Source organism: Ruegeria sp. CG3, from assembly GCF_056537205.1.
The window spans coordinates 187,888-201,469 of the sequence record NZ_JBQFRC010000004.1 but is presented as its reverse complement, the minus strand read 5'-3'; the positions used below and the strand labels follow the sequence as shown (position 1 = coordinate 201,469).

Genomic DNA, 13,582 nt, shown 5'->3' with positions numbered 1-13,582 from the left:
TTTACGCGCGTAAAATTTTAGTTGACGCGCGCCAAATAATTCGTGATGCTTTCCTCCAGGTAATTCGACACCAGGGAGGAAAGAATGTACCTGAAATCCGTTCTATGGGCGGCAAGCGCAGCGGCTTTGACCGCCGGCGCCGCAACTGCAGAGACGATCACGATCGCCACCGTAAACAACGGCGACATGATCCGAATGCAGAAATACACCGACAAGTTCACCGAAGCGACCGGCCACGAGGTGGAATGGGTCACTCTGGAAGAGAACGTATTGCGCCAGCGTGTGACCACCGACATCTCGACCAAGGGCGGCCAGTTCGACATCATGACCATCGGCATGTACGAAACGCCGATCTGGGGCGCGAACGGCTGGCTTGTGCCGCTGGACGGAATGTCCGCGGAATATGACGTGGACGACATCCTACCCGCCATGCGCGGCGGCCTCAGCCACGACGGCACGCTGTATGCGGCGCCGTTCTATGGCGAAAGCTCGATGATCATGTACCGCACCGACCTTATGGAGAAGGCCGGTCTGGAGATGCCCGAGGCGCCGACCTGGCAGTTCATCCGCGAAGCGGCGGCTGCGATGACGGACCGCGACAACGACATCAACGGCATCTGCCTGCGCGGCAAGGCCGGTTGGGGTGAGGGCGGCGCCTTCATCACCGTGACTGCGAACTCGTTCGGCGCGCGCTGGTTCGACGAAGACTGGAAACCCCAGTTCGATCAGCCCGAGTGGAAAGAGGCGCTGACCTTCTTCGTAGACATGATGAACGAATCCGGCCCCGCCGGGTATGCCACCAACGGCTTCAACGAAAACCTGTCGCTGTTCCAGCAGGGCAAATGCGGCATGTGGATCGACGCCACCGTTGCCGCATCTTTCGTGACCAACCCCGACGACTCGACTGTCGCCGATCAGGTTGGATTTGCTCTGGCGCCGAACTCGGAAGGCGTTGACAAGCGCGCCAACTGGCTGTGGGCCTGGGCCCTGGCCATTCCGGCCGGCACCCAGAAAGAGGACGCCGCCAAGCAGTTCATCGAATGGGCCACTTCGAAGGAATACATCGAACTGGTTGCCGAGAACGAGGGCTGGGCCAACGTTCCGCCGGGTGCGCGCACCTCGCTGTACGAGAACCCCGACTACAAGGACATCCCCTTCGCGCAGATGACGCTGAAGTCGATCCTTGCAGCCGATCCGGAAAACTGCTGCGTCAAGCCGACGCCGTATACCGGGATCCAGTTCGTCGCCATCCCCGAATTCGCGGGCATCGCCACCCAGGTGAGCCAGGAATTCTCGGCGGTCTATGCCGGACAGCAGTCAGTTGACGAAGCTCTGGCCAAGGCACAGGCCTTTACGGCCGAAGAAATGGAAGCCGCAGGGTACTGAGGCCTCCTCCCGGCGGGTGGGCAGGTTTCTGTCCCCCGCTCTCCCCCTTCCACAACCCGTGTTAGTCTCGCAGGCAACAAGTCGCCTGAACAGAGAGGTCTTGCGTCATGGCAACTCAACACTCCCGATCCGTCGCACGCCTGATGATGGCGCCCGCCGTGGTCCTGCTGCTGGGCTGGATGCTGGTTCCGCTGACGATGACTCTGTATTTTTCCTTCAAGAAATACCTGCCGCTGCGCGGCGGTGACCTGGGTTGGGTCGGGTTCGACAACTACGTCCGGTTCGTGACCTCGAGTTCCTTCTGGCCCGCCGTTCAGGCGACGCTGGTGATCGTGGGCGGTGTGCTGGCCATCACCGTGGTGCTGGGCATCCTGCTGGCGCTGCTGCTGGATCAGCCGATGTGGGGCCAGGGCGTGGTGCGCATTCTGGTGATCGCCCCGTTCTTCGTAATGCCCACCGTTTCGGCGCTGGTCTGGAAGAACATGTTCATGGATCCGGTCAACGGCCTGTTTGCCCATCTGTGGCGGTTCTTCGGGGCCGAGCCAATCTCGTGGCTGTCCGAGGCGTCGATGCCGTCGATCGTGATGATCGTGTCCTGGCAATGGCTGCCCTTTGCCACCCTGATCCTGCTGACCGCGATCCAGTCGCTGGACAGCGAACAGCTGGAGGCCGCCGAAATGGATGGTGCGCCACCGCTGAAACGCTTCTTTTTCATCATCCTGCCGCATCTGAGCCGTGCGATCACGATCGTCATCCTGATCCAGACGATCTTCCTGCTGTCGATCTTCGCCGAGATCTTCGTGACCACCGGCGGCGCCTTCGGCACCCGCACCCTGACCTACCTGATTTACCAGCGTGTGCTGGAAAGCCAGAATGTCGGGCTGGGCTCGGCCGGCGGGGTCTATGCCATCATCCTTGCCAACATCGTCGCCATCTTCCTGATGCGCATCGTCGGCAAAAACCTGGACGCGTGAGGAGAACGACATCATGGCCCGCACCGTCACCACACCACGCAAGCTGATCAACACCGCCTTTGCCTGGGCTGTCGGCCTGCTGATCTTCTTCCCGATCCTCTGGACGATCCTGACCAGCTTCAAGACCGAGGCCCAGGCCATCGCCAGCCCGCCGATCTTCCTGAACTTCGACTGGACGCTGGAGAACTATGCCGTGGTTCAGGAACGGTCGAACTACATGCGGTATCTGTGGAACTCGATCATAATCGCGGGCGGGTCCACCCTGCTGGGCGTGATCGTCGCGGTGCCCGCCGCCTGGGCCATGGCCTTCGTGCCCTCGGCGCGCACCAAGGACATCCTGTTGTGGATGCTGTCCACCAAGATGCTGCCGGCGGTGGGGGTTCTGTACCCGATCTACCTGCTGTTCATCCAACTAGGCCTGCTGGACAGCCGCGCCGGGCTGGTGGTGGTTCTGATGCTGATCAACCTGCCGATCATCGTCTGGATGCTGTACACCTATTTCCGTGAAATTCCCGGCGACATCCTGGAAGCCGCGCGCATGGACGGCGCCACGCTGAAAGAGGAAATCCTCTACATCCTGACGCCGATGGCGGTGCCGGGCATCGCCTCGACCGTGCTGCTGAATTTCATCCTGGCCTGGAACGAGGCGTTCTGGACCCTGAACCTGACCGCCGTCGACGCGGCCCCGCTGACCGCGTTCATCGCCAGCTATTCCAGCCCCGAGGGCCTGTTCTTCGCCAAGCTCAGCGCGGCATCGACCATGGCCATCGCCCCGATCCTGATCCTTGGGTGGTTCAGTCAGAAACAACTGGTCCGCGGCCTGACCTTCGGCGCCGTGAAGTAAGGAAAGACACATGGGACGCATCGTACTTGAGAAAGTCAGCAAGAGCTTTGGCGACGTGGAAGTCATTCCGCCGCTGGATCTGGAAATCAACGACGGCGAGTTCGTGGTGTTCGTGGGCCCCTCGGGCTGTGGGAAATCCACCCTGCTGCGCCTGATCGCAGGGCTTGAGGACGTCAGCGGCGGCCGCATCCTGATCGACGATCAGGACGCCACCGCGGTGCCACCGGCCAAGCGGGGCCTGGCCATGGTGTTCCAGTCCTACGCGCTGTATCCGCACATGACCGTGCGCAAGAACATCGCCTTTCCGCTGCGCATGGCCGGGCTGGACAAGGCCGAGCAGGACCGCCGTGTGGAACAGGCGGCCGAGGTACTGAACCTGACCGACTATCTGGACCGCCGCCCCGGCCAGCTGTCGGGCGGCCAGCGCCAGCGGGTCGCCATCGGCCGCGCCATCGTGCGCGAACCGGCGGCCTTCCTGTTCGACGAGCCGCTGTCCAACCTGGACGCCGCGCTGCGCGTGGGCATGCGGCTGGAGATATCCGAGCTGCACAACCGGCTGGAAACCACGATGATCTACGTCACGCATGACCAGGTCGAGGCCATGACCATGGCCGACAAGATCGTGGTCCTGCAGGCAGGCGTGATCGAACAGGTGGGCTCGCCGCTCGAACTGTACCGCGCGCCGCGCAACAAGTTCGTGGCCGGCTTCATCGGCTCGCCCAAGATGAATTTCATCGAAGGCCCCGAGGCCGAAAAGCACGGCGCCCACACGATCGGCGTCCGCCCCGAGCACATTGCCGCCTCGCCCAACGAGGGCCTGTGGAAGGGCACGGTCGGGGTGTCCGAACATCTGGGCTCGGACACGTTCTTTCACGTCCATGTCGACGGCTTCGCCGAGCCGATGACCGTGCGCGCCGGCGGCGAGGTCGGCCTGCGCCACGGCGACACGATCCATCTGACGCCCGAGGAGGACAAGATCCACCGGTTCGACGCGGCGGGGCTGCGGATCGCATGAACCGGCTGGTCGGAAAACGGGCCCTGATCACCGGGGCGGCGCGGGGCATCGGGCTGGCCTTTGCCCAAACCTATGCCGCCGAGGGCGCGCAGGTGGCGCTGGCCGACATCGACGTGCAGCAGGCGCGCAAAGCCGCGCGCGAGATCGGGCCGCAGGCGATTGCGGTCGAAATGGATGTCTCGCAGCAGGACAGCATCGAGGCGGGCGTGGCCGACGCCGTGGCGCGGATGGGCGGGATCGACATCCTGATCAACAACGCCGCGATCTTCACCGCCGCCCCGATCGTGGAAATCACCCGCGCGGATTACCAGCGCGTGTTCGACATCAATGTCGCCGGCACCCTGTTCACGATGCAGGCGGTCGCGCGCCACATGATCGAGCAGGGCACCGGCGGCAAGATCATCAACATGGCCAGCCAGGCCGGCCGCCGGGGCGAGCCGCTCGTGGCGGTCTATTGCGCCAGCAAGGCGGCGGTGATCAGCCTGACCCAATCGGCGGGGCTGAACCTGATCAAACACGGGATCAACGTGAATGCCATCGCCCCCGGCGTGGTGGATGGCGAGCACTGGGACGGCGTCGATGCCTTCTTTGCAAAATACGAGGGCAAGGCGCCGGGTCAGAAAAAGAAGGAAGTGGGCGAAGCGGTGCCCTTCGGCCGGATGGGCCGCGCCGAGGACCTGACCGGAATGGCGGTCTTTTTGGCCTCGTCCGAGGCCGATTACATCGTGGCCCAAACATACAACGTGGATGGTGGAAATTGGATGAGCTGATGGTGGAGCGCCCCGCGGATACCCGACCGGTCCGGTTGTGTCAGGCTAATCTGGGCGCGTTGCCCAAAGGTGTTCTGCGGCCCGAATACGATCGCGCGGCGCTGACGCCGGGGATCGTGCATATCGGGGTGGGCAATTTTCATCGCGCGCATCAGGCCTGGTACCTGCACCGGCTGATGCAACAGGGCGCGGCGCAGGATTGGGCCATCATCGGCGCCGGCGTGCGCGCCTATGACGCCGAGATGCGGCGCAAGCTGCTGGCGCAGGACTGTCTGACCACCCTGGTCGAGCTGACCGAGGGCCTGCGCCGTGCCGAGGTGACCGGCGCGATGATCGACTACCTGCCCCCGCAAGAGGACAACGGCCCGCTGATCGCGCAACTGGCCGATCCTGCGATCCGCATCGTGTCGCTGACCGTGACCGAGGGCGGCTATTTCGTGCACCCCGTCACCAAGGGGCTGGACACCGACCACCCCGACATCCGCCACGATGCCGCCAATCCCGACCGTCCGCGCACCGCCTTCGGTGCCATCGTCGCGGGCCTGCGACGGCGGCGCGATGCAGGCGTCGGTCCGCTGACCGGGCTGAGCTGCGACAACCTGATCGGCAACGGGCAGGTTTTGCGTCAGGCGGTGGTGGGTTTGGCGCGCCTGTCGGACCCGGACCTGGCCGACTGGATCGACACCCACTGTACCTTCCCCAATTCTATGGTCGATTGCATCGTACCCGCCACCGGCCCGACCGAGCTGGAGCTGGTGCGCGCGCTGGGGATCGACGACGCCGCCCCCGTCACCCATGAAAGCTTCCGCCAATGGGTGATTGAGGATGCCTTCTGCGCCGGGCGGCCGGATTGGGACAAGGTCGGCGCCACATTTACCGACCGCGTTCATGACTATGAGGTCATGAAGCTGCGCATTCTGAACGCGGGCCACCAGGTTCTGGCCAATGTCGGCGAGATCCTGGGCCTGAATACGATCGCAGACTGCATGGCCGATCCACTGGTTTCAGCATTCTTCCGAAAGGTTTTGATCGAAGAAATCGCGCCTTTCGTGCGTCCGGTGCCCAATCAGTCGGTTGCGGACTACATAACCTTGATCGAGGAGCGGTTCCGCAATCCAGCCATCGTCGACACCACGCGTCGCGTTGCTTTTGACGGATCATCCCGGCATGTGGGATTTGTGCTTCCTACCGTCTATGATGCGTTGGCCGCCAGCGCGCCGATCAATGGGCTGGCCCTGGTCGAGGCGCTGTGGGCCCGCATGTGCGCCGGCACCCGCGAGGATGGAAGTATTATCGAACCCAACGATCCCAACTGGTCCGATTTGGTCACCTCGGCAAACGCGGCCCGCGACAACCCGACCACCTGGCTTGAGCAGACCCAGTACTATCAGGATCTGTCACAATCCGGCGCGTTTGGCGATGCGTTTGACCGCTGGCTCAGGGTGACCTGGGATCAGGGAGCGCGTCAGGCCCTGACGACGTATCTGGGCGCCCAACTCTGACCGGTGCATGACTTAGCTGTGCGCGGCTTTGCCCAGACCCTCTTCTGCATCGAACAGGGTTTCAGCAACCGACGCCGCATCGTCCAGATGCCGTTCGACGGCTCGGCGCGCGGCGGAGGGGTCGCCGGACTGAATCGCAGAACAGATGGCCTCAATATGCTCGATCCCGGGGCGGTCGCGTTCTGTTGCCGTCAAGGTCATCATCCGCAACCGGCTGATCCGACCATTCAGGCGCTGGACCACATCCCAGGCCACATGATGCCCTGCTCCCTCGAATATTTCTGAGTAGAAATCGGAAGTGGCGCGGAAGATCGAGCCCGGTGTCTTGTCCACGAAACCCTGCTTGAGCCGCTCCAGCGCCCCATGCAGGCTGCTGGCCCTGTCTGATGTGATTTTGCGCGCGCAGTTCTCGGCGGCCGCGGTTTCCAGCATGCGGCGGATATCGTAGATCTGCCGTGCCTCGTCCCGTGTGATCGAAGCCACGATCGGCCCGCGCCCGGGCAGAATTTCGACCAGCCCCTCGGCCTCGAGATAGCGGATCGTTTCCCGGATGACTGTCCTGCTGACACCTAGCTGATCACATAGCGGACGTTCTACCAGCCGTTCGCCGGGCTGGAAAACACCTTCGATGATGGCCTCACGCATGCGCTCCTGCACCATGTCGCGCAGGGTTGCCGGGGGATGATCGATCTTGGTCAGTCTTGGCGTTGTCATGGACGGGAATCTACCGGTCGCGCGTTGCATCAGCAAGGTATGATTGACATCCTGTCTTATGGTATACCATCATGCCGAAAACGGAATCACAGGACCTTTGCGATGCCCGCCACCATTCGTAAAACACTGCTGCATGTCGAAAACACGCTGATCGAAGGTGGCAAAGCCGCCGAGCGCCCTTTGACCTTGATCGCGGCGGTTGCCGTCGTCACCAACCCCTGGGCCGGCCGCGGCTTTGTCGAAGACCTGCGTCCAGAGATACACGATTGTGCTCCGGGGCTGGGCCACATGCTGACCGAGATGATTCTCGAGGCGGCCGGCGGCGGTGACCGGGTTGAAGCCTATGGCAAAGCCGCCGTTGTCGGAGTGAATGGCGAGGTCGAGCACGGGTCGGCCCTGATCCATACCCTGAGGTTCGGAAATGCCTATCGCGAGGCGGTTGGTGCAAAATCCTACCTTGCCTTCACCAATACGCGCGGACCGGCGAATGCGGCCATGCAAATTCCCCTGATGGACAAGAATGATGGTGGGCGGCGCAGCCACTATCTGACCATCCACCTGCAGGTCGCCGACGCTCCGGCCCCGGATGAGATCATGATCGCTTTGGGCGCTTCGATCGGAGGGCGCCCGCATCACCGCATCGGGGATCGTTATCAGGATCTGAAGGATTTGGGACATGACGTCGACAATCCGGCAGCTGTCTGAACCATTCGGACGCCTTGGCTTGCGCTTTGCCGGCCCCCCCGATGGCGAACCTCTGGTCCTGTTGCACGGGGTCGGTATGCAGTCGGAGGCCTGGGCGCCGCAGATCGATGCCTTGTCCGACTTGCACGCGGTCTACGCACTGGATCTGCCAGGGCATGGCCAGTCCGGCCCGATCGCTGCGGGGGCGCAGTTACCAGCATTTGTGGAGTGGCTGCGGGCGGCGCTGGACGCTTTGAACCTGGATCACGTGAACCTTGTCGGTCATTCGATGGGCGCACTGATTGCCGGCGGGTTTGCGGTCGAACATCCCGATCGGGTCCGGCGCGTCGCCTTGCTGAACGGAGTGTTTCGTCGGGATGACCAGGCCCGGGACTCTGTGCTGGCGCGCGCCGGCTTGATCAGCGCCGGAACGTTTGATCTGGAAACCCCGCTGCAACGCTGGTTCGCAAACAGTCCGGCCGACCGCACCGCTCGGGACAGGGTCGCCGCATGGTTGGCCGCGGTCGACATAAACGGCTATTCGGCGGCCTACGATGCCTTTGCCCGGGGCGACATGGTCTACGCTGATCGCTACCCTCAGATCTCTTGCCCTTTGCTGGCGTTGACGGGTGCTGAGGATCCGAATTCCACACCCGACATGACCCGCGCCATCGCCGCGGCCGCCAAAGGGCAGGCGGTTATCGTCGAGGGTCATCGGCACATGGTGAACCTCACTGATCCAAAGACTGTCAACGCGGCCCTTGTTCAATGGCTGAAGACCCCAACGCACGAAAGGTCGCCCGCATGACCGATTTCGACCCTCGCGCCCTGCGCAGCGCGTTCGGAACCTTTCTCACCGGTGTCACGGTGGTCACGACCCATGACGAATCCGGCCGACCGATCGGCTTTACCGCCAATTCTTTTTCCTCGGTTTCGCTGGACCCTCCGCTGATCTCGGTCTGTCTTGCCAATACTTCCAGAAATTTCAACACATTCTCTGAAGCCGCCGGTTTCGCCGTCAACATCCTGTCGGAGGATCAGATCAGCGTTTCGAACACCTTCGCACGCCCTTCGCAGGACCGGTTTGCCGGTGTCGATTGGAAGCCAGGACCCAACGGCGCACCAATCCTTGACGGGGTTTCAGCCTGGTTTGACTGCTCGGTTTTCAAGACGGTCGAGGCCGGCGACCACCTGATCCTGATCGGTCGGGTCGAGGCCTTCGACCACTCGATCGCACCTGGCCTGGGCTATGCCCGCGGCGCCTACGTGACGCCTGCCGCCGAAGCCCGGGCGCTGAACCGTCGTGCGGGCGTCGTGGTTTCCGCGCTGATCGAGCGGGACGGCCAGATCCTTCTGCTGGACGATGGAAACGGCGGGCTGACCATTCCGGCGACCGAGGACATGGCCAACGGCGCCGATACTGCATTGGCACAGTTGATCGCGGGATGTGGGATCAAGGCAGAACCGGGCTTCATCTATTCGGTCTATCAGGACAAGTCGCGACGACAGCATATCTCGTTCCTTTGCCAAGCCGAGGACGGCACCCCAACCAACGGGGCTTTTACGCAAATCGTCGAGTCGACGCTGATGGATGTCGCGGACCCGGCGATCTGTACGATGCTGGAACGTTTTGCCCGGGAAAGCCGCATGGGCAATTTCGGCATATACTACGGAGATGAAACCAGCGGGCGGGTCAAACCGTTGGTTCGGGGGAGTTGAAATGAAGTTCTCGCTGTTTGCGCATATGGAGCGGATTTCGCCAGAGCAGGACCAGAAGCAGTTGTATGACGAGTTCATCCAACTGTGCAAAATCGCCGACGACGGCGGGATGCATGCCGTCTGGACGGGCGAACACCACGGGATGAACTTTACAATCGCGCCCAACCCGTTTCTCAGCCTGATTGACGTGGCTCGGCATACCCGGAATGTCCGGCTGGGCACCGGCACCGTGATCGCGCCCTTCTGGCATCCGATCCGTTTGGCAGGCGAGGCCGCGATGACGGACATCATAACCGACGGTCGGCTGGATCTGGGCATTGCCCGCGGTGCCTACAGTTACGAATACGAACGTATGATGCCTGGCATGGATGCGTGGGAAGCCGGGCAGCGCATGCGCGAACTAATCCCTGCCGTGAAACAGCTCTGGCAGGGAGATTACGCCCATGACGGCGAATTCCACCAATTTCCCAAGACCACCTCGTCGCCCCTGCCCCTGCAACCTGGTGGGCCGCCCATCTGGGTGGCCGCACGCGACCCCAACAGCCACGAATTCGCCGTAAGCTCAGGGTGCAACGTACAGGTCACGCCATTGTGGAACGGCGACGACGAGGTCATCGACCTGATGGCCAAGTTCAATGCCGCCTGCGCAAAGTTTCCTGACATGCCGCGCCCCAAGATCATGTTGCTGCGCCACACTTACGTGGCCGAAGATCAGAACGACGTAAAACAGGCCGCCATCGAGTTGAACCGGTTCTACTGCTATTTCGGCGCATGGTTCATGAACAAGCGTGACGTTACCCAGGGGCTGATTGCCCCGCTGAGTGATGCCGATATCGCCGAGCATCCGTTCTATTCGCCCCAGAACATGGAGCGCGACCTTGTCATCGGAACAGCCGATACCGTGATCGACCGGCTTCGGAGAAGCGAGGAACTGGGGTATGACGAGTATTCATTCTGGATCGACTCCAGCATGCCGTTTGAACGCAAAAAGGCCTCGTTGGAGCGTTTCATCAAGGATGTGATGCCGGCCTTTCAATAGGGGAATTCGGGATGCAACGGTTTCAGAACTATATCGGCGGCACTTTCCGCGATGGCGACACCTGGTTCGAAAGTGTCGACCCATCCACAGGTGAGGCTTGGGCGCAGATGCCCGCCGCCAGCCAAGCTGACGTGGACCAGGCCGTGGTGGCAGCGGACCAGGCTTTCAGATCCCCGGAATGGGCGTCACTGACCGCAACTGCGCGGGGCAAGCTGCTATACCGGTTGGCAGATCTGATTGCTGAAAACGCGCCCAGACTGGCCGAGCTGGAAACCCGCGACACTGGAAAAATCATCCGCGAAACCTCGGCGCAGATTGCCTATGTCGCGGATTATTATCGTTACTACGCGGGCCTCGCGGACAAGATCGAAGGCGCCCATTTGCCCATCGACAAGCCAGAAATGGAAGTTTGGCTGCGGCGAGAACCCGTGGGGGTTGTCGCGGCGATCGTGCCCTGGAACTCGCAATTGTTCCTGTCGGCGGTCAAGATCGGCCCGGCCCTGGCGGCCGGTTGCACGGTGGTGCTGAAGGCTTCGGAAGAGGCCCCTGCCCCAATGCTGGAATTCGCGCGGATCTTTCACGAGGCCGGATTTCCCGAAGGCGTTCTGAATGTCCTGACGGGCGGGCCCGACGTCGGCGCTGCCTTGACCCGGCACGAAAGAATTGCCCATGTCGCCTTTACCGGCGGGCCGGAAACGGCTCGGCATATCGTACGACACTCGGCAGAGAATCTGTCGTCTACCTCGTTGGAGTTGGGTGGAAAGTCGCCCTTTATCGTGTTCGAGGATGCGGATCTGGACAGCGCGGTCAACGCTCAGGTCTCCGGAATTTTCGCAGCGTCGGGTCAAAGCTGCGTTGCCGGGTCGCGGCTTGTAGTTCAGGCATCGATCAAGGACGCGGTCCTGGACCGTCTGAGGCAAAAGGCCGAAGCGGTCGTGATCGGCGCACCGGATGACATGGCGACCGAAGTCGGGCCCCTGTGCACGCAGCGGCAGCAGAAATGGGCCGCCGAACTTGTCACCCGGTCGCAGGCCCAAGGCGCGCAATTGATCACCGGCGGCCAGCCACTTGATCGCGCGGGATTCTACTTCCCACCGACCATTCTGGATTGCAGTCGGGCGCGCGATGCTGATTGCATGACGCACGAAATCTTCGGCCCCGTCCTGTCGGTCGTTTCCTTCGAAACCGAGAATGAGGCCATCGCGATCGCAAACGATACCCGGTTTGGCCTGGCCTCGGGCGTGTTCACGCAAAACCTCACGCGGGCCCATCGGATGGTTCGGTCAATCCGAGCCGGCATTGTCTGGGTCAACACCTATCGCGCGGTCAGCCCGATCGCTCCGTTTGGGGGGCATGGATTGTCGGGGCATGGGCGCGAGGGCGGGCTGCAGGCTGCATTGGACTACACCAAAATCAAGTCCGTTTGGTTGCGCACCAGCGACGACCCTATTCCTGATCCTTTTGTCATGCGCTGACCCGCCGGCCACCTCGAAATGCGTAAAACTCGGCAGGAAACTCAGAGACCACGAAACAGATCGGCTTGGCAGTAGCTTGCCCACCGCTACACACTGCGCATCCCGGTTGCAGCGTATTCGAGTTGCAAAACAAGGGTTCAGATTCCACAAGTCGATTTCGAATAGTGCGTGAGGTTCACCGCGCCCGAATTCACTTCGCTCTGCCCGATGAATGGACAGGCTGACTATGGTCATCTGGTGATCGATTGAATTCGGGGGGCTGGCTTGTCAGGTCGAAGTCGCTGAAACTGTTTCTGGGATCGTTCCGAAACCACGGCTCCTTCCAAGAGAACTGCACCGTTTTCGTTGCCCGGCGCCGGGTCAGGTTTCCGACGCAGCGGTGGTTGCGGATTGGAAGGCACTAGTATCCACGTGGCGGCATCCCGATCGACCTGTCTTGGCAAACAGGCGCGGGGTCTGCGTTTGGTCAACCCTGAACAGAAGCAGCCTTACTTGGTGGCGCTGACATCTCCGGGGATGCACCCACGGGCGCAGAACCTCATGTCGCTGGGCGCAACAGACCAAACGTCAACATCATTCGGCGGCTTGTTCTTGAAGTCGATATCAAGGCAACTTGCGGCCTTCGGAGTGTAGTACTTGTTTCTGGGGTCGACATTGCCGAGTTGGTCAAACCCGGAAATTAGACGCATATTCGGTCCCCATCTTTCGCCATGCAGTGTCAGATTGGAGTAATAAGCCATCAGCTTGATCGATTTACCCTGCGCGAACATCTTGTAGGTCATCTGGACCCCGCCGATTGTCTTGTCGATCGGCCCCTGTTCCAACCCGGAACCAATCGAGATGACCCACCGGCGCTTGAGCGGGATGGAAATATCAACTCCGTCTTCACTGCATTCCAGCAATTTGTACGAAAAAATGTTCAGCACGGCGTTTGTTCTAATCGGGTTCGTGTGAAGCCTCAGAACGCTGTAAACCGGCTTGATGGTGGCACTTTGGATCGGAGCACCGTTGACGACACAATTTTTCTGCAGCACCGCAAGTTCCGTCAGAACCATGTCCGAAAAGGACGACGCAAAACCACCCTCCAGGGACTGCGCCATAAGCGCCGACATTCCGGGGGCCTCCAAAACCCGCGTGGAATCTCCGTATTCGCGGAAAAGTTCAACGGGATCCAAGGAAACCAACTGACGGTCAGCTGAAAACAGCAGGTTCTCAGGATCATTTTCATCGACGATTTGATGATACTGAAAGGTAAACAACTCGGTGCCGCCGGAGTACTGCGGTATCCCATCTTCAAATTTTACGGTTCCGTCTTCGGACAAAATCTCCTGGGCCTTTGCTGGTCCGTGGATTGCAAGCGCCATCGCTGCGCCAAGAATTGAAACGCCTAAAGCCTTAAGTCTGAACATGATTATCCCCAGTTTTTTGATCTAAAAATCGAAACAATGCCATCAAACACT

The 13,582-nt window shown here is 61.3% G+C and carries 13 protein-coding genes and 1 pseudogene; 12 read left to right on the top strand and 2 right to left on the bottom strand.

Translation table 11 applies throughout. The annotated features are described in order from the left end of the window. Positions 1–84: 84 nt before the first annotated feature. The 6 genes from ACR0NB_RS16530 to ACR0NB_RS16505 all read left to right on the top strand — a co-directional run bounded on the left by ACR0NB_RS16530 (position 85) and on the right by ACR0NB_RS16505 (position 6,491). Complete coding sequence (locus ACR0NB_RS16530) at positions 85–1,386, top strand: ABC transporter substrate-binding protein (RefSeq protein WP_170341744.1); 1,302 nt, start codon at positions 85–87, stop codon at positions 1,384–1,386. Positions 1,387–1,493: 107 nt separating this feature from the next. After that, positions 1,494–2,360 carry a carbohydrate ABC transporter permease gene (locus ACR0NB_RS16525; RefSeq protein WP_149775359.1) on the top strand — a complete coding sequence of 289 codons (867 nt, stop codon included), beginning with the start codon at positions 1,494–1,496 and terminating at the stop codon, positions 2,358–2,360. A gap of 13 nt (positions 2,361–2,373) precedes the next feature. Beyond that, positions 2,374–3,204: a carbohydrate ABC transporter permease gene (locus ACR0NB_RS16520; RefSeq protein ID WP_170341115.1), complete on the top strand. Its 831-nt coding sequence runs from the start codon at positions 2,374–2,376 to the stop codon at positions 3,202–3,204. A 10-nt stretch (positions 3,205–3,214) separates the two neighbouring features. Then, entirely contained in the window at positions 3,215–4,219 is a 1,005-nt protein-coding gene (locus ACR0NB_RS16515; protein ID WP_170589078.1) for an ABC transporter ATP-binding protein, read from the top strand. Further along, positions 4,216–4,989, top strand: a complete 774-nt coding sequence (locus ACR0NB_RS16510) for an L-iditol 2-dehydrogenase (protein WP_480776277.1) — start codon at positions 4,216–4,218, stop codon at positions 4,987–4,989. The genes ACR0NB_RS16515 and ACR0NB_RS16510 overlap by 4 nt, the downstream gene beginning before the upstream one ends. After that, the gene (locus ACR0NB_RS16505; protein WP_480776276.1) at positions 4,989–6,491 is read left to right on the top strand and encodes a mannitol dehydrogenase family protein; all 1,503 of its coding nucleotides are present in this window, start codon (positions 4,989–4,991) and stop codon (positions 6,489–6,491) included. Before ACR0NB_RS16510 ends, ACR0NB_RS16505 begins: the two co-directional genes overlap by 1 nt. Before the next feature lie 12 nt (positions 6,492–6,503). Here ACR0NB_RS16505 and ACR0NB_RS16500 read toward each other — a convergent pair whose 3' ends face one another. Further along, positions 6,504–7,205 carry a GntR family transcriptional regulator gene (locus ACR0NB_RS16500; protein WP_480776275.1) on the bottom strand — a complete coding sequence of 234 codons (702 nt, stop codon included), beginning with the start codon at positions 7,203–7,205 and terminating at the stop codon, positions 6,504–6,506. A gap of 102 nt (positions 7,206–7,307) precedes the next feature. Between ACR0NB_RS16500 and ACR0NB_RS16495 the strand changes: the two genes are divergently transcribed. The 6 genes and pseudogenes from ACR0NB_RS16495 to ACR0NB_RS16470 form a co-directional block, all read left to right on the top strand. Then, a complete protein-coding gene (locus ACR0NB_RS16495; protein WP_170341773.1) occupies positions 7,308–7,910 on the top strand; it encodes an amino acid synthesis family protein in 603 nt (200 codons plus the stop codon). Next, positions 7,882–8,697: an alpha/beta fold hydrolase gene (locus tag ACR0NB_RS16490; protein WP_222458458.1), complete on the top strand. Its 816-nt coding sequence runs from the start codon at positions 7,882–7,884 to the stop codon at positions 8,695–8,697. Before ACR0NB_RS16495 ends, ACR0NB_RS16490 begins: the two co-directional genes overlap by 29 nt. Next, a complete protein-coding gene (locus ACR0NB_RS16485; RefSeq protein ID WP_480776274.1) occupies positions 8,694–9,608 on the top strand; it encodes a flavin reductase family protein in 915 nt (304 codons plus the stop codon). The genes ACR0NB_RS16490 and ACR0NB_RS16485 overlap by 4 nt, the downstream gene beginning before the upstream one ends. A gap of 1 nt (position 9,609) precedes the next feature. Then, positions 9,610–10,647 (top strand): LLM class flavin-dependent oxidoreductase, encoded by a 1,038-nt coding sequence (locus tag ACR0NB_RS16480; RefSeq protein ID WP_170439431.1) that lies wholly within the window; start codon positions 9,610–9,612, stop codon positions 10,645–10,647. 11 nt (positions 10,648–10,658) lie between these two features. Continuing rightward, positions 10,659–12,122: an aldehyde dehydrogenase gene (locus ACR0NB_RS16475; protein ID WP_480776273.1), complete on the top strand. Its 1,464-nt coding sequence runs from the start codon at positions 10,659–10,661 to the stop codon at positions 12,120–12,122. Positions 12,123–12,215: 93 nt separating this feature from the next. After that, positions 12,216–12,523, top strand: a pseudogene (locus tag ACR0NB_RS16470) (tunnelling fold family protein); the annotation flags it as partial. A gap of 87 nt (positions 12,524–12,610) precedes the next feature. Here the strand turns inward: ACR0NB_RS16470 and ACR0NB_RS16465 are convergent. Next, complete coding sequence (locus tag ACR0NB_RS16465; protein ID WP_170341725.1) at positions 12,611–13,531, bottom strand: hypothetical protein; 921 nt, start codon at positions 13,529–13,531, stop codon at positions 12,611–12,613. Positions 13,532–13,582: the final 51 nt, after the last annotated feature.